The sequence below is a fragment of the Variovorax sp. SRS16 genome (genome assembly GCF_901827165.1).
Taxonomy (GTDB): domain Bacteria; phylum Pseudomonadota; class Gammaproteobacteria; order Burkholderiales; family Burkholderiaceae_C; genus Variovorax.
On record NZ_LR594666.1, the window covers coordinates 3,860,926 to 3,881,697 of the forward strand.

At 68.2% G+C, this 20,772-nt stretch carries 20 protein-coding genes and 1 pseudogene; 11 read left to right on the forward strand and 10 right to left on the reverse strand.

What is annotated here, in order from left to right; genetic code table 11:
* Nucleotides 1–28 precede the first annotated feature (28 nt).
* The 7 genes and pseudogenes from E5P2_RS38295 to pdxR all read right to left on the reverse strand — a co-directional run bounded on the left by E5P2_RS38295 (nucleotide 29) and on the right by pdxR (nucleotide 5,928).
* Nucleotides 29–403, reverse strand: coding sequence for an ATP-binding cassette domain-containing protein (locus E5P2_RS38295; RefSeq protein ID WP_162568600.1), 375 nt, complete (start codon nucleotides 401–403; stop codon nucleotides 29–31).
* An 82-nt stretch (nucleotides 404–485) separates the two neighbouring features.
* Nucleotides 486–638, reverse strand: a pseudogene (locus E5P2_RS38300) (putative 2-aminoethylphosphonate ABC transporter ATP-binding protein); the annotation flags it as partial.
* Between the two features lie 2 nt (nucleotides 639–640).
* Nucleotides 641–1,486, reverse strand: coding sequence for a taurine ABC transporter substrate-binding protein (locus E5P2_RS18745; RefSeq protein ID WP_162568601.1), 846 nt, complete (start codon nucleotides 1,484–1,486; stop codon nucleotides 641–643).
* Complete coding sequence (locus E5P2_RS18750) at nucleotides 1,410–2,267, reverse strand: ABC transporter permease subunit (RefSeq protein ID WP_162568602.1); 858 nt, start codon at nucleotides 2,265–2,267, stop codon at nucleotides 1,410–1,412. The genes E5P2_RS18745 and E5P2_RS18750 overlap by 77 nt, the downstream gene beginning before the upstream one ends.
* Nucleotides 2,260–3,072, reverse strand: coding sequence for a taurine ABC transporter ATP-binding protein (locus E5P2_RS18755; RefSeq protein WP_162568603.1), 813 nt, complete (start codon nucleotides 3,070–3,072; stop codon nucleotides 2,260–2,262). The genes E5P2_RS18750 and E5P2_RS18755 overlap by 8 nt, the downstream gene beginning before the upstream one ends.
* A gap of 158 nt (nucleotides 3,073–3,230) precedes the next feature.
* Nucleotides 3,231–4,232, reverse strand: coding sequence for a taurine ABC transporter substrate-binding protein (tauA, locus tag E5P2_RS18760; protein WP_162568604.1), 1,002 nt, complete (start codon nucleotides 4,230–4,232; stop codon nucleotides 3,231–3,233).
* Between the two features lie 160 nt (nucleotides 4,233–4,392).
* On the reverse strand, nucleotides 4,393–5,928 hold the full coding sequence (gene pdxR / locus E5P2_RS18765; RefSeq protein WP_162568605.1) for a MocR-like pyridoxine biosynthesis transcription factor PdxR: 1,536 nt from the start codon (nucleotides 5,926–5,928) through the stop codon (nucleotides 4,393–4,395).
* A gap of 118 nt (nucleotides 5,929–6,046) precedes the next feature.
* Here pdxR and E5P2_RS18770 point away from each other — a divergent pair, with 118 nt between their 5' ends.
* The 9 genes from E5P2_RS18770 (at nucleotide 6,047) to E5P2_RS18810 (ending at nucleotide 16,353) form a co-directional block, all read left to right on the forward strand.
* Complete coding sequence (locus tag E5P2_RS18770; protein WP_162568606.1) at nucleotides 6,047–6,451, forward strand: nuclear transport factor 2 family protein; 405 nt, start codon at nucleotides 6,047–6,049, stop codon at nucleotides 6,449–6,451.
* An 18-nt stretch (nucleotides 6,452–6,469) separates the two neighbouring features.
* The gene (locus E5P2_RS18775; protein WP_162568607.1) at nucleotides 6,470–7,912 is read left to right on the forward strand and encodes an NAD(P)/FAD-dependent oxidoreductase; all 1,443 of its coding nucleotides are present in this window, start codon (nucleotides 6,470–6,472) and stop codon (nucleotides 7,910–7,912) included.
* A gap of 248 nt (nucleotides 7,913–8,160) precedes the next feature.
* The gene (locus E5P2_RS18780; RefSeq protein ID WP_232080919.1) at nucleotides 8,161–9,705 is read left to right on the forward strand and encodes an ABC transporter substrate-binding protein; all 1,545 of its coding nucleotides are present in this window, start codon (nucleotides 8,161–8,163) and stop codon (nucleotides 9,703–9,705) included.
* 6 nt (nucleotides 9,706–9,711) lie between these two features.
* A complete protein-coding gene (locus E5P2_RS18785; RefSeq protein ID WP_162568609.1) occupies nucleotides 9,712–10,686 on the forward strand; it encodes an ABC transporter permease in 975 nt (324 codons plus the stop codon).
* The gene (locus E5P2_RS18790; RefSeq protein ID WP_162568610.1) at nucleotides 10,683–11,579 is read left to right on the forward strand and encodes an ABC transporter permease; all 897 of its coding nucleotides are present in this window, start codon (nucleotides 10,683–10,685) and stop codon (nucleotides 11,577–11,579) included. Before E5P2_RS18785 ends, E5P2_RS18790 begins: the two co-directional genes overlap by 4 nt.
* The gene (locus E5P2_RS18795) at nucleotides 11,579–12,628 is read left to right on the forward strand and encodes an ABC transporter ATP-binding protein (RefSeq protein WP_162568611.1); all 1,050 of its coding nucleotides are present in this window, start codon (nucleotides 11,579–11,581) and stop codon (nucleotides 12,626–12,628) included. The genes E5P2_RS18790 and E5P2_RS18795 overlap by 1 nt, the downstream gene beginning before the upstream one ends.
* Entirely contained in the window at nucleotides 12,625–13,653 is a 1,029-nt protein-coding gene (locus E5P2_RS18800; protein WP_162568612.1) for an ABC transporter ATP-binding protein, read from the forward strand. The genes E5P2_RS18795 and E5P2_RS18800 overlap by 4 nt, the downstream gene beginning before the upstream one ends.
* A gap of 37 nt (nucleotides 13,654–13,690) precedes the next feature.
* On the forward strand, nucleotides 13,691–15,361 hold the full coding sequence (locus E5P2_RS18805) for an amidohydrolase (RefSeq protein WP_162568613.1): 1,671 nt from the start codon (nucleotides 13,691–13,693) through the stop codon (nucleotides 15,359–15,361).
* Nucleotides 15,362–15,366: 5 nt separating this feature from the next.
* Nucleotides 15,367–16,353, forward strand: a complete 987-nt coding sequence (locus E5P2_RS18810; protein WP_162568614.1) for a CobW family GTP-binding protein — start codon at nucleotides 15,367–15,369, stop codon at nucleotides 16,351–16,353.
* Between the two features lie 397 nt (nucleotides 16,354–16,750).
* Here E5P2_RS18810 and E5P2_RS18815 read toward each other — a convergent pair whose 3' ends face one another.
* From E5P2_RS18815 to E5P2_RS18825, 3 genes are all read right to left on the reverse strand, one after another.
* Nucleotides 16,751–17,362 carry a DUF3501 family protein gene (locus tag E5P2_RS18815; protein WP_162568615.1) on the reverse strand — a complete coding sequence of 204 codons (612 nt, stop codon included), beginning with the start codon at nucleotides 17,360–17,362 and terminating at the stop codon, nucleotides 16,751–16,753.
* A 5-nt stretch (nucleotides 17,363–17,367) separates the two neighbouring features.
* Nucleotides 17,368–18,720, reverse strand: coding sequence for a (Fe-S)-binding protein (locus E5P2_RS18820; RefSeq protein ID WP_162568616.1), 1,353 nt, complete (start codon nucleotides 18,718–18,720; stop codon nucleotides 17,368–17,370).
* Between the two features lie 144 nt (nucleotides 18,721–18,864).
* On the reverse strand, nucleotides 18,865–19,284 hold the full coding sequence (locus tag E5P2_RS18825; RefSeq protein ID WP_162568617.1) for a rubrerythrin family protein: 420 nt from the start codon (nucleotides 19,282–19,284) through the stop codon (nucleotides 18,865–18,867).
* Between the two features lie 223 nt (nucleotides 19,285–19,507).
* Here E5P2_RS18825 and E5P2_RS18830 point away from each other — a divergent pair, with 223 nt between their 5' ends.
* Both E5P2_RS18830 and E5P2_RS37780 read left to right on the forward strand, forming a co-directional pair.
* Nucleotides 19,508–20,395 (forward strand): S1C family serine protease, encoded by an 888-nt coding sequence (locus E5P2_RS18830; protein WP_162568618.1) that lies wholly within the window; start codon nucleotides 19,508–19,510, stop codon nucleotides 20,393–20,395.
* Nucleotides 20,392–20,772, forward strand: a complete 381-nt coding sequence (locus E5P2_RS37780) for a response regulator transcription factor (RefSeq protein WP_162568619.1) — start codon at nucleotides 20,392–20,394, stop codon at nucleotides 20,770–20,772. The genes E5P2_RS18830 and E5P2_RS37780 overlap by 4 nt, the downstream gene beginning before the upstream one ends.

The window sequence follows — 20,772 nt, forward strand, 5'->3', positions numbered from 1 at the left end:
GAGCGCTGCGATCCGGCGTTGCCGCGCTTCATCGCTCGACCTCCTGCTGCTGCGCGGCCAATGCCTCTTCGCGCAGGAGGCCGAAGATCTCGGCCTTCATGCGCATGAACTCGGGGCTCGCGACCACGGCCGGGTCCTTGCTGAGCGCGAACTCGGGCCCGAAGCGCGCCTTGATGCGGCCCGGCCGCGCCGACATGACGACGATGTCGGTGGCCAGGAACAGCGCCTCCTCGATGCTGTGGGTGATCCACAGCACGGTCTTGCGGGTCTCCTGCCAGATGCGCTTGATCTCCTCCTGCAGCAGCTCGCGCGTCTGGGCGTCGAGCGCGGCGACGGGTTCGTCCATCAGCAGGATCTCGGGCTCGTTGGCCAGCGCCCGCGCGATGCCCACGCGCTGCTGCATGCCGCCGGAAAGCTCGTACGGATAGCGCCTGGCCGGTGGTCGCGGTCTCGAAGCCGGCCAGGATGTTCAGCAGCGTGCTCTTGCCGCAGCCCGAGGGCCCGAGCAGGCAGACGAAGGCGTTCTGCGCGATGTCGAGCGTGATCGGCTCGAGCGCCTGCACCGCGTCGGCCCCCTGGCCGAAGCGCTTGGACACCGCATCGAATCGCGCCTTCGCCGCCGTGGAGCCCGCCTGCATCGTCAAGCGGCGATCTTGGCGACGAAGCTGCCGTCGATCAGGCCGCTCATGTCCTTCGGATCGTTCTTGAAGGTGGTGGCGATCTTCTCGAAGTCCTTCAGGAAGGCGAGCACCAGCTCGGGATGCTGCTTCTTGAACTCGTCGCGCATCAGGAAGGCATCGAACATCACCAGCCCGGTGGCATTGAGATCGCCGGTCTTGAACAGCACGGTGCCGCCGTCCTCGACCAGCTTCGGGATGATCGGCACCCAGATGTAGCTGGCATCGATCTCGCGCCGCGACCATGCCGAGGCGATGGTGTCGGCCTTCATGTTGATGAGCTGCACGTCGTTGACGCCGAGCCCCGCGTTCTTGAACGCGGCGAGCGCCGAGAAATGCACCGAGGTGTTGAAGGGCAGGCCCACGCGCTTGCCCTTGAGGTCGGCCAGCTTCTTGATGTTGGCACTGTTCTGCACCACCAGCGCCTCGCTGTCGGTGATGTTCTTGTAGACGTAGACCAGCGAGGCCTTCACGCCGTTGGCGTAGCCGACCACCATCGGGCTGGAGCCGACGTTGCACATGTCGAGGCTGCCGCCCGCCATGGCCGAGATCACCTCGGAGCCGGCGCGCACGGTGACGAAGTTGACCTTGGTGCCGGGACCGAAGGTCTCGGCCATCGAGTTGCTGGCGCGGATGTAGTTCTGGACGTCGATGCTGCCGAAGGTGCCGAGGTTGACCTGCTTGTCCTGCGCGAAGGCGCTGCCGGCACCGGGCAGCGATCCGCCGGCGTGGCTACATGCGCCCCTTCCACGGCACCAGCCGCCGCTCGACCCAGCGCATGAGCAGGTCGAACATGTAGGCCACGACACCGATCACGATGATGCCCATGATGACGATGTCGGTGCGCAGGAAGTTCGATGCATTGAGCACCATCTGCCCGAGGCCGACATTGGCCGCCACCATCTCGGCGGCGACCAGCGTGGTCCAGCCGAAGCCGATGGCGATGCGCATGCCGATCAGGATGTCGGGCAGCGCCGAGGGCAGGATCACGTGGCGGATCACCTGCATGTAGCTCGCGCCCATCGAGTAGGCCGCGTTGATCTGCTCCTGCGAGGCGCTGCGCATGCCCGCGCGCGCGGCCAGCGCCAGCGGCGCGAAGCAGCTCAGGAAGATCAGCAGCACCTTGGGCACTTCGTCGATGCCGAACCAGATGATGATCAGCGGCAGGTAGGCCAATGGCGGCAGCGGGCGGTAGAACTCCAGCGGCGGATCGAAGATGCCGCGCACCACGCGGCTCATGCCCATCGCGATGCCAAGCGGGATCGCCGTCAGGCAGGCCAGGATGAAGGCCGAGAACACGCGCAGCATGCTGGCCGTGAAGTGCTGCGCGAGCGGCTTGTCGTTGGCCTGGCCGGTCAGGTAGTCGTAGAACTGCTGGAACACCGCCTGCGGCGAGGGCAGGAAGAGCGGCTTGACCAGGCCCAGGTTGGTGACCAGGAACCACAGCACCAGCAGCGCGATCACCGTGACGACGCTGATCGTGGCGCTGTTGCCAGCGCCCGGCACCTTGAACGAGCTGGTCTTGAGCTGCGCGGGAGCACCTGCGGCCGGCGGGACCGCGATGACGGCGGGTTGTGCGACCTCAGACATGATCGGCCTCCGCAGTGGCGCGAGCCGCAGGCTCGCGGTGGTGGATGATGGAAAGCACTTCTTCGCGCATGCGGATGAACTCCGGCTCCGATTTGACGCGGCGCGCGTCGCCGTGCGAGAGGAACTGGCGCGAGAACGGCACGTTGTCGTAGACGTGCGAGATGCGTCCGGGGCTGGGGCTCATCACGATCAGGCGGGTGGCGAGGAACAGCGCCTCTTCGACCGAGTGGGTGATGAAGAACACCATCTTGTGGGTCGCCGACCAGGCACGCAGCAGGATCTCCTGCACGGTCTCGCGGGTGAACGCGTCGAGCGCGCCCATCGGCTCGTCCATCAGCAGCACCGCCGGATCGGAGGCGAGCGCGCGCGCAATGCCCACGCGCTGCTGCATGCCGCCGGAGAGCTCGTAGACGGCGTTGTCGCCGTACTTCTCGAGGCCCACCAGCGCCAGCTTCTCGGCCGCGACGCGGTCGCGCCGGGCCTTGTCCACGCCCGTCAGGCGCAGGCCGAGCGCGACGTTGTCGCGCACGTTGAGCCAGGGCATCAGCGCGTGCTTCTGGAACACGACCCCGCGGTCCGCGCCCGGGCCGACCACTGGCTTGCCATCGAGCAGGATGTCGCCGGTCGAGGCCGGCAGGAAGCCGGCGATGCAATTGAGCAGCGTCGTCTTGCCGCAGCCCGAGGCGCCGAGCGCGACGACGAAATCGCCGTCGCGCATCGTCAGGTTCACGGGCGCGAGCGCTTGCAGCGTGCCGCCCTTCACCGCGTAGTTGACCGTCAATTCACGGATGTCCAGTGTTGGCATCTCAGCGCTCCATGCAGAAAACCAGTGACCCATACCCTGCGAAACGTCGCGCCCCTTCGCGAAACACCGCGGAACCGGCTTTGCCGGGCCGCTGGTGTTGCCCCCGGTGAGGGGGTTGGCGAAGCGACACGAAGTGCGCGCAGCCTGGGGGAGTACGTTTATTTGCCCATCGCCTTTTGCACGTAGGTCGTGGTCACGAAGTCCGCGTAGCTCGGCTTGACTTCCTGGATCCGGTTCTGCTCCTTGAGGAACGCCGCGGTGTTGGTCATCGCCTTCGCGGCGCCGCCGCCCAGCCAGGCGGGCGAGGCCTGTTCGGCCAGCGTCGGGAAACGGTAGAGCGCCATCGCCGCGGGCACGTTGGCGGCATCCGCCTTGGTCCACTTGGCGACCGCCTTGACCTGCGGCGAATCGGCCGTCCACTTCGCGGTGTTGCTGCGGTATTCCTCGTCGGCCTTGGCCAGCGCCTTGACCAGCGCGACCATGAAGCCTTCGTTGGCCGCGGCCCATTTCGAGCTGACGACCATGCCGTCGAAGGTCGGATAGCCCTTCTTGCCGATCGAGCCCGAGGTCGCGATGACCTTGCCGTTGGCCTTGATCTTGGTCAGCACCGGATCCCAGATGAAGGCGGCATCGATGTCGCCGCGCTCCCATGCGGCAGCGACTTCCGGCGGACGCAGGTTCATCACGTTCACGGTCTTGGCATCGACGCCCTCGGCCTTCATGTCGACCATCAGCTGGTAGTGCGAGGTCGAGACGAAGGGCGTGGCGACCTTCTTGCCCGTGAGGTCCTTGACGCTGTTGATGTTCGAGCCGTTGCGCGCGACCAGCGCCTCGGCGTCGGCGATGTCGTCCAGGATCCAGAACAGCTTGATGTCCTGGCCCTGGGTCGCCGCCGCGGTGATGCCGGCCGAGCCGACCTCGCCGATCTGGACGTCGCCCGAGGCCATCGCGCGGATCACGTCGCCGCCGCCGCCGAACATGCGCCAGTTGATCTTGTAGCCGGTCGCCTTCTCGAGTTCGCCCGATTCCATGACGATGCGGTACGGGTCCAGCATGTCCTGGTGGGCGATCGTGACCTCCTTGGTCTGGGCGAATGCGGCACCGCAGAACATCGCGGCAGCCAGGGCGGCGTATCGAAGCATGAGACGAGGCACGTTCATCTGTTTCTCCTTTAGGTGAACTGGAAGCGACTTTGCACCCAAGCAGCGCGGGTCGGAAGGGCCAGCCTGCGCGTTGGCATGGAGCCAGGGGGCTGGGATTTACCCTTGTTGTGGTGCGCTGGCGCTGGGCGCCGCACGGTGGCGGTGCATTGCGGGCCGGTCAATGCGGCCGGCTGGCAGGCGCCCGCTTCTCGCCGCGCGCCTGCGCCAGCTCCTCCACCGCCAGTCCCAGCGCCCGGATCCCCGCCGGAATCTGCGCCGAAGCGATGGACGACAGGCGCAGCCGGAAGAAGGGACACGGATACGGCGGCTTGGCGAAGAACACGTCCCCCGCCTCGATCAGCACCCCGTGGCTGCGCGCCATCAGCGACAGCTCCGCCGCATCGACCCAGGTCGGCGCCTGCACCCACAGCGAGGCGCCGCCCTGCGGCATCGTGAATTCGAAATCGGGCAGATGCTCGCGCAGCGCCTGCGCGGCCAATGCGAGCCGCTCCTGCATCGCATGGTTGACGCGCCGCGCATGCGACTCGTGATGGCCGAGCGACAGGAAGAGCGCATAGGCATGCTGCAGGAAGGCGCTCGGGTGCCGCACCATCGCATGCCGGATCACGCGCAGTTCCTTGATCAGCGCGCGCGGCGCCACGATGAAGCCCAGCCGCAACGCCGGCGACAGGCTCTTGGACACCGAGCCGACGTAGATCACGCGGCCGGTCTTGTCCAGGCTCTTCAACGCCGGCATGGGCGTACCTTCATAGAGGTTCTCGGCCTCGTAGTCGTCCTCGATGATCACGAAGTCCTGCAGCTCGGCCTTGCGCAGCAGCCACTGGCGGCGCTCCAGGCTCAGCGTGGCGGTGGTCGGGCTCTGGTGCGAGGGCGTGACGAACAGATAGTCGGCGGCCGGCAGCGCATCGACCACCAGGCCCTCCTCGTCGACGTCGATCTCGACCCACCTGGGCTTGCGCAGCGCGAAGCTGTTGCGCGCATGCGGATGGCCGGGCTCCTCGAGGCCAACGCGGGTGCTCTCGTCGAACAGCGCATCGGCCAGCAGGTAGCAGGCATGCTGCGCGCCGAGGGTGACGAGGATCTCCTCCTTGAGCGCGAACACGCCGCGCTTGGGCAGGAGGCGCGTGCGGATCTGCTCGATGAGGTCGGGCACGTCGTCGGTCTCGAAGTCGGGCGTCCAGTGCGGCAGTTGCGAGCGCGCGAGGCTGCGCGCGCAGCATTCGCGGAAGTCCTCGGTCGGGAAGAGCTGCGGATCGTAGGTGCCGTAGACGAAGGGATAGGGATAGTCGCGCCAGCGCTCCGGCTTGGACAGCGTGGGCCGATCGAGCAGCGAGCGCCGCACGCGCGCCGACCAGTCCGGCGGCAGGCCCGACTGGCCGCTGCGGCCCACCAGCGGCTCGGCCAGCGCGGCCGACAGCGGCCGCGCATTGGCCGCCACGAACACGCCGCTGCGCGGGCGCGCTTCGAGAAAGCCTTCGTCCATCAGCTGCAGGTAGGCCGAGGTCACGGTATTGCGGCTCAGGCCGAGCAGCGCCGCGAGTTCGCGCGACGAAGGCAGCGGCGCGCCGGGGGTCAGGCGGTCTTCGAGGATGGCCTGGACCACCGCGGCGCGCAGCCGGCCCTGCAGCGGCAGGCCGGGTTGGTCGGGCAGCGCGAAGAGCTGGGCCCATTGGGTCGATCGCGGATTCGGCATGGTGCGGGAAGTTTAGAACCAGTCGGGTCCACTGGCTCGGTCGAATCCCCGCATCTGGCCCTATCGCTCCACGCGCCGGCTCCCTACCCTTGACCCCATTCATCTGAGGAGTTTCCGCGTGACCGCATCCACCACCGCCCCCGTGACCACTGCCACCCTGGCCGCTTTCAGCGACGCCTGGAACCGCCACGACATCGACGCACTGATGAGCTTCATGAGCGAGGACTGCGTGTTCCAGACCGCCGGCGGCGCCGAGGCCTGCGGCACGCGGATCACCGGCACCGCCGCCGTGCGCCGCGCCTTCGCCGCCGCGTGGGAAGCCGTGCCCGATGCGCAATGGCGCAACGGCCAGCACTTCGTTCACGGCGACTTCGGCACCTCGCAGTGGACCTTCACCGGCACCGCCGCGGACGGCAGCCGCATCGAGACCGACGGCATCGACGTCTTCACCTTCAAGGACGGCAAGATCCAGCTCAAGAACGTGTTCCGCAAGGCACGCCCCAACCTGCCCGCCGCCAAGTAGTCCATTCCGGGAGCGTTCATGACCACGACCGGCACCGCGCAGTTCGCCAGCGGACCCGCCTCGCCCGCGCGCAAGCCCTACGACCCGCGCTACGACCCTCTGGTGGCGCCCGACCCCGGCGCCGGACGCGCCTACGCGCCCACCTGGTGGGTGGCCAGCGCCGGCACGCCGCCGGAAGACGACGGCCCGGTGATGCGCGACATCGATGTCGACGTGGCCATCATCGGCTCGGGCGCGACCGGCATGTCGACCGCGCTCTACCTCGCGCAGGAGCACGGCATCGCCGCGACGGTGCTGGAGGCCAACCAGGCCTCCTGGGGCTGCTCCAGCCGCAGCGGCGGCCAGGGCCAGAACGCGAGCGGGCGCCTCAAGCGCTCGCAGTGGATCGCGCGCTGGGGCATCGACGTCGCGCGCCGGCTCGATGCCGAGATCCGCGGCGGCTTCGAGAACTTCAGGCACCTGACGACGCAGATCGATTGCGACGCCTACGACGGCGGCCATCTCTTCCTTGCGCACCGGCCCGAGAAGCTCGCGGGCCTGGAGAGCGAAGCGCGCGTGATGCGCGAGCAGTTCGGCTACGACACGCGCATGCTCACGGCCGAGGAAGTGCGGCGCGAGTACTGCGACGAGCGCGAAACCGCCGGCGCGATGCTCGAGGCCGAAGGCGTGGGCATCCATCCGCTGAAGTTCACCTTCGGCCTGATGCGCAAGGCGCGCGCGCTCGGCGTGAAGGTCCATACCTCGAGCCCGGTACAGGGCTGGCAGACCATCGACGGCGTGCACCACCTGCGCACGCCCGGCGGCACGGTGCGCGCCAGGCGCGTGGCGGTGTGCACCGGCGGCTACACGGGCCAGGGACTCAATCCGCTGCTGCGCAACCGGATCATGCCGATCCTCTCGAACTCGGTGGTCACGCGGCCGCTGACCGATGCGGAACTGGAGGCGACCAACTTCAGGTCGCTCACCTTCCTCACCGACACGCGCACGCTGCGCTTCTACTACCGCCTCCTCAAGGGCAACCGGCTGCAGCTGGGCAGCCGCAGCTCGGTCAGCGGCGCCGATGCGGAAGACCCGGTGCACCTGAAGCTGCTCACCGATGCCATCGCGCGCAAGTTCCCGCCGCTGGCCGGCATTCCGATCGAGTACTCGTGGTGGGGCTGGGTCGACGTGAGCCACGACATGATGCCGCGCATCACCCAGCCCGATGCGGGCAAGAAGATCTGGTATGCGGTCGGCTACGGCGGCAACGGCGTGTCGTTCTCGACCTGGGCCGGCAAGCGGCTGGCCGAGCGCGTGGCCGGCAAGGACGGCGGCCGCGAAGTGTTCGAACTGCCGATCTACAAGTCGCCGCTGCCCTTCCCCAACGTGCTGGGCCTGGTCGAGTCGCCGGCCTTTGCGCCCTTCCGCCGCATCGGCCAGCGCATGCTCTACAAGTGGTACTGGCTGCGCGACGAGAAATAGGCGTCGGCGCACCGGGCTCGCGCATCCGCGCGGCCAACGCATTGCGGTGGTGCACAACAGGACAAACCCGCGATTTCTGGCCCTGCGGGTCGCGTGGACGTGGCTCTTCGCCGGCATCGATGGAACGAATATCTTCGACCTCGCGGCCGTTATGGTCGATCATCTTTGCCGAAGAACTTCACGAGGTGTCCGTCATGTCGCATTCCCATCCCACCCGCCGCACCGCTGTGCTCTCGTCGGTCGCACTGATGGCGTCGGGCTCGCTGCTGCCCCTGGGCGCACTGGCTCAGCAAGCCAAGCGCGGCGGCACGCTGGTCATCGGCAGCACGCAGACGGCCCGGCACCTGAACGGCGCCGTGCAATCGGGCGTCGCTACCGCCGTGCCCTCGACGCAGATCTTCGCCAGCCCGCTGCGCTTCGACGACAAGTGGAACCCGCAGCCCTATCTCGCCGAATCGTGGAAGCTGGCCGAGGACGGCAAGTCGCTCACGCTCAACCTGCGCCATGACGCCCTGTTCCACGACGGCAAGCCGGTCACCTCGGCCGACGTCGCCTTCACCGTCATGGCGATCAAGGCCAACCACCCGTTCCAGACCATGATGGGTCCGGTCGAGAAGGTCGACACGCCCGATCCCTACACCGCCATCATCCGCATGAGCACGCCGCACCCGGCGATCGTGCTGGCCATGTCGCCGGCGCTGTGCCCGATCCTGCCCAAGCACATCTACGGCGACGGCCAGGACCTGAAGAACCATCCGCGCAACAGCACCGACGTGATCGGCTCCGGCCCGTTCCGCGTGACCGAGTTCAATCCCTCGCAGCGCGTCGTGATGGAGCGCTTCGACAAGTTCTTCCTGCCCGGCAAGCCCTACCTCGACAAGATCGTCATCAACATGGCGCCCGACATCGCCACGCTGGTGCTGAGCCTGGAGCGCGACGAGATCCAGATGATTCCTTTCGTCACTGCGGCGACCGACCTGCGCCGGCTGCAGTCCAATCCGCAGATCGCGCTCACGGCCAAGGGCTACGAAGGCATCGGCGCGCTCAACTGGCTGGCCTTCAACACCGCGAAGAAGCCGCTGTCGGACGTGCGCGTGCGCAAGGCGATCGCCACCGCGGTCGACAAGAACTTCATCGTCAAGGCGCTGATGGGCGGCTTCGCCACCGTGTCGGACGGCCCGATCGTGGCCAGCAGCCCGTTCGCGACCACCGACCTGGTGCGCTATCCCTACGACCTCAAGAAGGCGGCCCAGATGCTCGACGACGCCGGCTACAAGGCCGGCGCCGGCGGCGAGCGCTTCAAGCTCACCGTCGACTACCTGCCGGGCGGCGACGACCAGCAGAAGACCGTGGCCGAGTACCTGCGCGGCCAGCTCAAGAAGGTCGGCATCACGGTCGAGGTGCGCGCCTCGGCCGACTTCCCGGCCTGGGCCAAGCGCATGGCGACCCATGACTTCGACATGTCGATGGACGCGGTGTTCAACTGGGGCGATCCGGTGATCGGCGTGGCGCGCACCTACCTGTCGACCAACATCAAGCCGATCGTCTGGACCAACACGCAGTCGTACAACAACCCGAAGGTGGACGAGCTGCTCAACACCGCAGGCGGCCTGGTCGATCCGACCCAGCGCAAGGCCTACTACGCAACCTTCCAGAAGATCGTGACCGACGAGCTGCCGATCCTGTTCATCAACCAGATCCCGTACCACACGGCCACCGTCAAGAAGGTTGCGAACGTGCCCACCACCATCTGGGGGCCGATGTCGCCCTTCGACGAGGTCTACTTCAAGTAGCCGCCCATGAATCTCGCGCGTCAATTGTTTTTCCGCGTGCTTCAGGGCGTGGCCCTGGTGCTCGCGGTGGTGGTCCTCAATTTCGTGCTGGTGCACGCAGCGCCGGGCGACCCGGTGGAAACCATCGCCGGCGCCAGCGGCGGCATGAGCCCCGAGCTGCGCACGCAGCTGCGCGCGCAGTACGGGCTGGACAAGCCGCTGCCCGTGCAGCTCGCGGTCTACCTCGGCAAGGTGGTGCGCGGCGACCTCGGCTACTCGTACTTCTTCAACCTGCCCGTGAGCTCGATGATCGCCGAGCGCGTGCCCGCCACGCTGCTGCTGGTGCTGAGCTCGGTGCTGATGGCCTTCGTGGTCGGCACCACGCTCGGCGTGCTGTCGGCGCGCAAGCCCAACGGACTGCTGTCGCAGTGCATCACGGTGCTGAGCATGATCGGCTTCGCCGCGCCGGTGTTCTGGATGGGCATCATGCTGATCATCCTGTTCGCCTCGCTGATCCCGATCCTGCCGGTGTCGGGCATGCGCGCGGCCGATGCGAGCGGCGGCGGCGTGATGGACATGCTGGACGTGCTGCAGCATCTGGTGCTGCCGATGGTGACGCTGGGCCTGGTCTACCTCGCGCAGTACAGCCGCCTCGCGCGCTCGTCGATGCTCGACGTGCTGGGCGCCGACTTCATCCGCACCGCGCGCGCCAAGGGCCTGGCCGATCGCGTGGTGCTCTACAAGCACGCGCTGCGCAACGCGCTGCTGCCGGTCGTGACCGTGCTCGGGCTGCAGTTCGGCAACGTGCTGGCGGGCGCGATCCTGGTCGAGACGGTGTTCAACTGGCCCGGCCTCGGGCGCCTGGCCTTCGACTCGGTGCTGCGCCGCGACTACCCGACCATCCTCGGCGTGCTGCTGTTTTCCTCGGTGGTGGTGATCGTGATGAACCTGCTCACCGATGTCTGCTACCGCCTGATCGACCCACGGATCAAAACCTCATGAGCTCCCCCGCGATCATTTCGCCCGCCGCCAAGCCCCGCGCCGTACCCAAGGTCGAGCATCCGACCGTCGAGGCGATGCGCATGTTCGTGCGCAACCCTTCGGCGATTGCCGGCATGGTGATGCTGCTCATCGTGCTGGTGGTTGCCATCGCCGGCCCGTGGGTCTATCCGGCCGACCCCTTCGAGATCAAGGCCGCGCCGCTCACGCCGCCCTTCACCGAGGACGCCTGGCTCGGCAGCGACTACCTCGGCCGCGACGTGCTGACCACGCTGATCTACGGCGGCCGCGCGACGCTGCTGGTGGGCGCCGTGGCGGCGCTGCTGTCGGTCGCGATCGGCATCACGCTCGGCGCCTTCGCGGGCTACTACGGCGGCAAGGTCGACGCCATCCTGATGAAGATCACCGAGTTCTTCCAGGTGCTGCCGGCGCTGCTGTTCGCGATGGTGGTGGTGACCCTGTTCTCGCCGACGCTGCTCACCGTCACGATCGCGATCGGCATCGTCAGCTGGACCGGCACGGCCCGGCTCACGCGCGCCGAATTCCTGAAGTACCGCGGGCTGGAATTCGTGCGCGCGGAGCGCGCCATCGGCGCGCGCGACGCCCGCATCATCTGGAAGGTGATCCTGCCCAACGCGCTGCCGCCGCTGGTGGTGTCGGCCACGCTGGCGGTCGGCGTGTCGATCCTGTTCGAGGCCGGCCTGTCCTTTCTCGGCCTCGGCGACCCGAACCAGATGAGCTGGGGCCTGATGATCGGATCGAGCCGCCAGTACGTGCTGTCGTGCTGGTGGGCGGTGGCCTTTCCGGGCGCGGCGATCTTCGTCACCGTGCTCGCAGTGAGCCTGATCGGCGATGGGCTCAACGACGCCCTCAACCCGAAACTGAGGGAGCGTTGATGAGCACCGACAAAGCCAATGCCATCCTGCGCGTGCAGGACCTGCACGTCGAATTCCGCACGCGCCGCGGCCAGGCGCTGGTGCTCAACGGCGTCGACTTCGAGATCCGCGCCGGCGAGACGCTGTGCGTGGTCGGCGAATCGGGCTGCGGCAAGAGCATGACCGCGCTGGCGCTGCTGCGCCTCATCCCTTCGCCACCCGGCCGCATCAGCGCCGGCCGCGTGATGTTCCACGACGAGGACCTGGTCGCCGCCGACGAGGCCCGCATGCGCGCGGTGCGCGGCAACCGGATCTCGATGATCTTCCAGGAGCCGATGACCTCGCTCAACCCGGTGTTCACCGTCGGCGACCAGATCGGCGAATCGCTGCGCCTGCACGCGGGCCTCGATGCCGGCGCCGCGCGCCAGCGCGCGATCGAGATGCTGCAGCAGGTCGGCATTCCCGCACCCGAGCGGCGCGTCGACGAGTATCCGCACCAGCTCTCGGGCGGCATGCGCCAGCGCGTGATGATCGCGATGGCGCTGGCCTGCCGGCCCGACATCCTGATCGCCGACGAGCCGACCACCGCACTCGACGTGACGGTGCAGGCGCAGATCTTCGACCTGCTGCGCGACCTGCAGCGCGACAAGGGCACGGCCATCATGCTGATCACGCACGACATGGGCGCGGTGGCCGAGATGGCCGACCGCGTGATCGTGATGTACGCGGGCCGCGTGATCGAGCAGGGCAGCACCGAGCAGGTGCTGTCCGAGCCCGGCCATCCCTACACGCGCGGGCTGATCGACTGCCTGCCCGAACTCGGCAGCAGCGTGGCCGCGAACCACGGCGAGCGCGAGGCGCTGGCCGAGATCGCGGGCGTGGTGCCGTCGATCTGGGAGCTGGGCGCCGGCTGCGCCTTCCGCGAGCGCTGCCCGCATGCGATGCCGCGCTGCGCGACCGAGGTGCCGCCGATGTTCCAAGTGGACGGCCTGGTGGCGCCGACCGATGCGGCGATGCCGCACGGCGCGGCCTGCTGGCTGCATGCCGAAGCCATGGCGGAGGCCGCATGATGCCGGTCACGACCGATACGCTGCTGTCCGTCAGCGATCTGCAGGTCCACTTCCCGCGCAAGACCGGCTGGGGCAAGCCGGCCGAGGTGGTGAAGGCGGTGGACGGCGTCTCCTTCGACATCCGGCGCGGCAGCACGCTCGCGGTGGTCGGCGAATCGGGCTCGGGCAAGACCACCACGGCGCTCGCGGTGATGCGCCTCGCGCCGTTCACCGCCGGCCGCATGCAGCTCGGCGACACCGACCTCGGCGCGCTGCAGGGCGAGGCGCTGCGCCAGGCGCGCACGCGCATGCAGATCATCTTCCAGGATCCGTTCTCCTCGCTGAACCCGCGCGAACGCGCGGGCGCCGCGGTGCGCGCGCCGCTCGACCTGATGAAGGTCGGCACGCCGGCCGAGCGCACGCGCCGCGTGGCCGAACTGTTCGAGCAGGTCGGCCTGCGGCCGGAACAGCAGCACCTGTTCCCGCACCAGTTCTCGGGCGGTCAGCGCCAGCGCATCAACATCGCGCGCGCGCTCGCCACCAATCCGGAGCTGGTGGTGTGCGACGAGCCGGTCTCGGCGCTCGACATCGCGATCCGCGCGCAGATCCTCAACCTGCTGGCGCGGCTGCAGCGCGAACTCGGGCTGACCTACCTCTTCATCTCGCACGACATGGCGGTGGTGGAGCACATCTGCGACGACATCGCGGTGATGTACCTCGGCCAGATCGTCGAGCGCGCGCCGCGCCGCGCCTTCTTCGCGCAGCCGCTGCATCCCTACAGCGTCGCGCTGATGTCGGCGGTGCCGACGGTCGGCGGCGGGCGCCGCCGGGCGGCGCAGCGCATCAAGCTCACGGGCGATCCGCCGAGCCCCATCGATCCGCCCGCGGGCTGCCGCTTCGCCGGCCGCTGCCCGGTCGCCGAGCCGGCCTGCGCGGCCGAGCTGCCGCCGCTGCGCGAAGCCGCGCCCGGCCACTGGGTGCGCTGCCGCCGTGTCGACCTCGTCGACGGCCTGCCGCGCCCTCCCCTGCGGATGCCCGAGGCCTGAAGCTCTCTTCGTTCTCCTTTCTTCTTTCGATATCGCCATGAGTTCCACCACCGTCTACCCCGCCCGCAAGATCATCACGATGAACCCGATGCAGGAGAGCGCGACGCACGTCGCGGTGCGTGACGGGCGCGTGCTGGCCGTCGGCACGCTGGCCGACATGCAGGCCTGGGGCGCCTTCGAGCTCGACACGCGCTTCGCCGACAAGGTGCTGATGCCCGGCCTGGTCGAAGGCCACTGCCATCTGAAGGAAGGCAGCATGTGGGACTGGGCGTACCTCGGCTGGTTCGACCGGCGCGATCCGCAGGGCAAGGTGTGGAGCGGCCTGCGCTCGATGGACGCGGTGGTCGCGCGGCTCACCGAGGTCGCCGCGCAGATGGATGCCGAAGGCCGGCCCGCCACCGAGCCGCTGATCGCCTGGGGCTTCGATCCGATCTACTTCGGCGGCGAGCGCATGACGGTCGCGCACATCGATCGCGCCAGCGTCACGCGCCCGATCGTGATCAGCCATGCCAACGGCCACCTGATGAACGTCAACAGCGCGATGCTGCGGCTGGCCGAGATCACGCGCGACAACGAGGTCGAAGGCGTGGTCAAGTTTGCCGGCGGCGCGGCGGACGGCGAACCCACCGGCGAGTTGCAGGAGCCGGCCGCGATGTTCCTGGTGCTGCGCAAGATCGGCAACGCCGGGCTGCTGGCGCCGATGACCGAAGCCGGCGTGCGCTCCTTCGGCCGCCTCGCCTGCCTGCAGGGCGTGACGACGGCGACCGACCTGGTCAACGCGCTCACCGAAGTCGATTGCGGCGTGCTCGAGACGGTCACGCAGGACGACGACTTCAGTGTCCGCATCCTGCCCGCGTTCAAGGCCTTCCATGGCACGCATGCCGCGGCGCTGGGTGCCGAGCACGTGCGGGGCCTGATGCCGCGCAACACCGACCGGCTGCGCTACGGGCTGGTCAAGATGATGCTCGACGGTTCGATCCAGGGCTTCTCGGCGCGGCTGCGCTGGCCCGGGCATTTCAACGGCGCGCCCAACGGCATCTGGGTCACCGCGCCGGCGCAGTACGAGACCGACTTCGAGACCTACCACCGCGCCGGCCTCACCATCCACACGCACACCAACGGCGACGAGGCCAGCGAGGCGGCGATCAACGCCATCGAGCGCGTGCTGGCGCGCGCACCGCGCGCCGACCATCGCCACACGCTGCAGCACGCCCAGATGATCGATGCGCCGCTGTTCCGCCGCATGGCCGCGCTCGGCCTGTGCGCCAACCTCTTCACCAACCACATCTGGTACTGGGGCGACCAGCATTACGAGATGACGATGGGCCCCGACCGCGCGAACCGCATCAATGCCTGCGGCAGCGCGCTCGCCGCCGGCGTGCCGCTGGCGATCCATTCGGATGCGCCGGTCACGCCGCTCGGGCCGCTGTTCACCGCGTGGTGCGCGGTCAACCGCGTCACGCCCAAGGGCCGTGTGCTGGGCGAAGCCGAACGCCTCAGCGTGCCGCAGGCGCTGCGCGCGATCACGCTCGGCGCGGCCTGGACGCTGAAGCTCGACCACGAGATCGGCAGCATCGAATGCGGCAAGCGCGCCGACTTCTGCGTGCTCGAGGACGATCCGCTCGCGATGGACCCGGCCAAGCTGAAGGACGCGCGCGTCTGGGGCACCGTGCTGTCGGGGCGCGTCTTCGAGGCGCGCCGGGGCTGAGCGGCATGGCGCCGCAGCAGCCACAGCGCCGGCTGCCGCTGACGGTGATCGGCGGCTTTCTCGGCGCCGGCAAGACCACGCTGCTCAACCACTGGCTGCGCGGGGCGCGCGGACGGCGCATCGCGGTGCTGGTCAATGACTTCGGCGCGCTCAACATCGATGCCGAACTGATCGCGACGGCCAGCGGGGACACCATCGCGCTCACCAACGGCTGCGTGTGCTGCCAGATCGGCGACGACCTGTCCCGCGCGCTGATCGCGGTGCTCGACGCGGCGACGCCTTTCGACGCGGTGGTGATCGAGGCCAGCGGGGTGTCGGATCCATGGCGCATCGCGCAGCTGGGCATGGCCGATCCGGGGCTGAATCTCGACGGCGTGATCGTGCTGGTCGATGCGGGCGCGGTGCGGGACCAGGCGCGCGATCCGCTGTTGACGGACACGTTGGAGCGGCAGCTGCGCGCGGCCGATCTGATCGTGGTGAACAAGACCGACCTCGTCGCGCCGGAAGAACTCGTGCGCGTGCGTGAATGGATCGCGACGATTGCGGGGAAGACGCCGCAGCTGGAGACGACGCAGTCGCATGTGCCGATGACATTGCTCGAGGGGCTGGTGCTGCCAGGGGGGCATGGGCGTGGTGGTGGGCATGACCATGACCATGACCATGACCATGACCATCACGATCACGATCACGATCACGATCATCCGCATGATCATGGCGAGTTGTTCGACACGTGGTCCTGCAGGCCCGGGCGCGTTTTCGCTGCGGCATCGCTGCGCGAATGGCTGCGGGATACGCCGGCTGGACTGCTGCGACTGAAAGGTTTGGTGCGCACGGGCGCGGACCAGTGGTCCGAGATTCAGTTTGCAGGCAGGCACGGCTCACTGCGAGCGACCGAGGCGCCAGCGGGCGGTGCTGCAGTGGTGGCGATAGCGCTGCGCGGGCGGCTGCCGCGGGAAGCGCTGGAGCTCGTGCTCGGAGATGTCTCGAATTGACTTGCTCCCTCTCCCTCTGGGAGAGGGCTGGGGTGAGGGCGCTGGGCGCTTGTTCTGGGCGTTGTTGTTGGTTTGAGGCCGGAGCCGGGAATTCGCCCCGGCGGGCGACAAGTGCGATTGGCAACGGAAGCGCCACTCGGTTGTCTTGGCTGTTCTCCAGCCAAGCGAAGCGACGGCCCGGAAGAACACAAATACGCGCCACGGCGCGTTGACCCCCATCCCCTCTGCGAGCACCGCAGGTTGCCCCGTAGCGAAGCGTAGGGGTCGCGCGACAATGGGGTCGCCTTTCTTTGGTTACTTTCTTTGGCGAGACAAAGAAAGTGACTCGCCTCCCGGGGCGAATTCCCGGCTCCGGCCTTTGATCAGACGCAACGCACAAAGCAAAGGTCCGGCGCCCTCACCCCAACCCTCTCCCAGAGGGAGAGGGAGCAAGAACCAGATCGCCGGCCAGGCTGGCCAGCACCTCCGGCTCGATCGTCATCAACGCCGGATAGTGCGTGTGGTCGCACCCGAGCTTGACCCCCGCCCCCGCCCGCACCGCCGCCCGCGCCGCCTTGCTGAACTCGAAGCGAACGAAATGCACCGCGGAGGTCTTCTCGTCGTTCTCGCGATCGAGGTCCTCGTCGGCGATCGCGTAGACGCGGTCGTGCCCTTCGACCTCGACGAACACGCGGTCCTCCACGCCGATCAGCCGCGCCAACTCGCGCTTGCGCTCGTGCGGGTCGGGGTACTCGATCAGCAGCGTCGCCTTCCAGTTCGTGCCGTCGGGCACCAGCGCGGCATAGGCATCGATCTCGCCCTGAATTCCTTCTTCGTCGAAGATCTTCTCGATGTGCAGCATCTCCTGGATCTGCCGGCGGATCGTGCGCTCGTCCTCGAACTGGATGCTGATGTGTTCGCCCAGATGCGCCGTGCGCAGCCTGCGGTGCGCGATGAACTCGGCGGTGCTGCTCTTGCGGATCTTCGCGTAGGCCTCCAGCGTCATCAGACTCTCTTTGGTGATCGCCATCGTGTTCACTCCAGGCCGTAGGCCATGCGCATCAGGCTCAGCGGATGCTGCAGCCGCGCGGCCGGCAATGCATCCTGCGCCATGCCCTGCGCGATATGGTGGCCGGCCAGCGCGCAGTCGGAACTGATGTAGTCGGGCGCGTCCTTTGCCATCGCCTTGAACACCGGCTTGCCGATCTTCATCGCGATCGGATGCGTCGCCGTCTTCACGCCGTAGGTGCCGGCATGGCCCGAGCAGCGCTCGACGGTGTTGAGCTGCACGCTGACCGCCTGCCCGATCAGCTTGAACATCTCCTCGGTCTTCTTGCCGATCTTCTGCACCCGGCCGTGGCACGGAATGTGGTAGCTCACCTTGCCCAGCGGCGTGCTGAAGTCGGTCTTCAACAGGCCGTCCTTGTGGCGCGCCACCAGGTACTCGAAGGGATCGAACATCGCCTGCTGCACGCGCTTCACGTCGGCATCGTCGGGGAACAGCAGCGGCAGCTCCTGCTTGAACATCAGCGTGCACGAAGGGATGGCCGACAGGATCGCAAAGCCGTCCTGCGCGTACTTCGCAAGCACCGGAATGTTGGCCTCCTTGTGCTTGGCAACACCGTCGAGATCGCCGAGTTCCAGCTTGGGCATGCCGCAGCAGCTCTCCTTGTCGACCACGACGTAGGGGATGGCGTTGTGCCGCAGCAGCTTGATCAGGTCGAAGCCGATGCCGGGCTCGTTGTAGTTCACATAGCAGGTCGAGAAGATCGCCACCTTGCCGGGCGTGCGCTCGCCGTCCACCACCGGCCGGGCGACATCGTCGGCGGGCGCGCTCCAGCGAAAGCGCTTCGTCGCCAGGTCGGGCAGCCACGCGTCGGGATGCACGTGCAGCGCGCTGTCGAGCAGCTTGCGCACCGGCCGCGTCCTGTTGAGCGCATTGACCGCCTGCACCACGACCGGAATGCCCGCGAACTGGCCGTGGGTGTCGGTCGAGGCCAGCAGCTTCTCGCCGGCAGCGACTTCGCCGCGCTTGAACTTGATGGCCTTGGCGCGCAGCATGATGTGCGGGAAGTCCACGTTCCACGGATGCGGCGGCACGTACGGGCACTTGGTCATGTAGCAGAGGTCGCACAGGTAGCACTGGTCGACCACCTGCGCGAAATCCTTCTTCGCCACGCCATGCACCTCGCCGTCCTCGGTCGCATCGACGAGATCGAACAGGTTCGGGAATGCCTGGCACAGACTCACGCAGCGCCGGCAGCCGTGGCAGATGTCGAACACCCGCTCCATCTCCTTCTCGCAGGCGGCCTGGTCGTAATAGTCCGGGTTCTTCCAGTCCACCGGATGGCGCGTCGGCGCCTCGAGGTTGCCTTCTCGATTGCTCATGGATTCCCTTGCGTGGATCGCCGCAACCCGTGTCGCGGCGTCATTCGTGAAACACCGCGGAACCGGCTTGGCCGGGCCGCTGGTGTTGCCCCCTGCAAGGGGGTTGGCGAAGCGACACGAAGTGCGCGAAGACTGGGGGTGTGCCTAATCCGTCAATGCGTCCAGGGCCTTGGTGTAGCGGTTGGCATGCGAGCGCTCGGCCTTGGCCAGCGTCTCGAACCAGTTGGCGATCTCGTCGAAGCCTTCCTCTCGGGCCTGCTTGGCCATGCCCGGGTACATGTCGGTGTACTCGTGGGTCTCGCCAGCCACTGCGGCCGTGAGGTTCTGCCGGCTCGATCCGATCGGCAGCCCGGTGGCCGGGTCGCCCACCGCTTCGAGGAATTCCAGATGGCCGTGCGCATGGCCGGTCTCGCCTTCGGCGGTGGAGCGGAACAGCGCCGCCACGTCGTTCTGGCCTTCGATGTCGGCCTTGTTCGCGAAATACAGGTAGCGTCGGTTGGCCTGCGATTCGCCTGCGAAGGCGTCCTTCAGGTTCTGCTCGGTTCTCGATCCTTTCAAGCCCATGTCGGTCTCCTGTGGAGGGGTTGGTCTGTACAAACGGAACCGTCGCTGTCGTTCATCGTGGGACAGCGGCGCAAGCGGGAGCCTACGCCTCGGCGCGCCGATCTCCAAATACAAGGCTTCAATAGGGTCCATTGAGGCAGGCAATGACGTCCCCACCTGCCCATCAGAGCAGTAGCGGCGGCCCGGGGCGGCCTCGCACAATGAAGCCACCCAAGGAGATCCGATGTCCGACACTTCTTTTGTTTCACCCCTGGCGCAGCTTTCCGCGGCGATGGTCGACGCGGTGGCCGCTGCATCGCGCAGCGTGGTCGCGGTCCATGCGGGCCGCGCGCGGGCGAGCGGCTTCGTCTGGCGCGACGGGCTCGTCGTCACCTGCGACGAGGCGCTGCCCGAAGACGAAACCGTCGAGCTCGTGCTGCCCGGCGGCGCCAGCGTGCAGGCCGCGGTGGCCGGCCGCGATCCCGGCACCGACATCGCCCTGCTGCGCATCGAGGCGGCGGCGCTGGCGCCCGTGACGCTCGATGCCGCGCCCGCGGCGCAAGCCGGTGCGATCGCACTGGCCGTCGGCGCCTCGAACGGCAGTCCCTTGTCCGCAGCCGGCACGGTCTCGCTGGCCGGCCCGGCCTGGCGCAGCCTTCGCGGCGGCGACATCGACACGCGGATCGAACTCGATCTGATGCTGCGGCGCAGCGCCGAAGGCGGCCTGGTGGTGGATGCAGGTGGCCGCGCATTCGGCATGGCCGTGTTCGGCCCGCGCCAGCGCGTGCTCGTGATCCCGGCGGCGACGATCGAGCGCATCGCCTCGCTGCTCGCCACCCACGGCCGCGTGCCGCGCGGCTACCTCGGGCTGGCCCTGCAGCCGGTGAAGCTCAACCCGTCGGGCGTCGGCGCGATGGTGATGAACGTGGCGGCGGACGGCCCGGCAGCAGCGGCCGGGCTGCGCCAGGGCGATGTGATCGTGGCATGGAACGGCCAGCCGGTCCGCAGCATCCAGATGCTGCTGCGCGCGCTGGGCCCGGCCAGCGTCGGCACGGTTCTCACGCTCACGCTGCAGCGCGCCGGCGAGCCTGCCGAAGCGAGGCTCACCGTCGGCGAAAGGCCCGCCGATTGAGCCCGAACGCCGCCGCCGAACCGGTCGTGATCGCGCTGGCGATCGCGGATCCGGTGCTGTCAGAACGCATCGCGGCCGCGCTGGCCGATGTGCCCGGCCTGCGCCTGGCGCAAGCCGGCGAGGCCGCCGACGCGGCGCTGGTGCCGGCCGATGCGGCGACGCCCGCGGCGCTGGCCGATGCGGCGCTCAGCAAGCGCGAGCTCGAAGTGCTGGCGCTGATGGCCGAGGGCGCCTCCAACAAGGCGATCGCGCGGCGCCTGGGCATCTCGGTCCATACCGCCAAGTTCCATGTCGGCTCGCTGCTCGACAAGCTCGATGCCACGGGCCGCACCGACGCGGTGGCCCATGCCGTGCGGCAGGGCGTCATTCATCTGTGA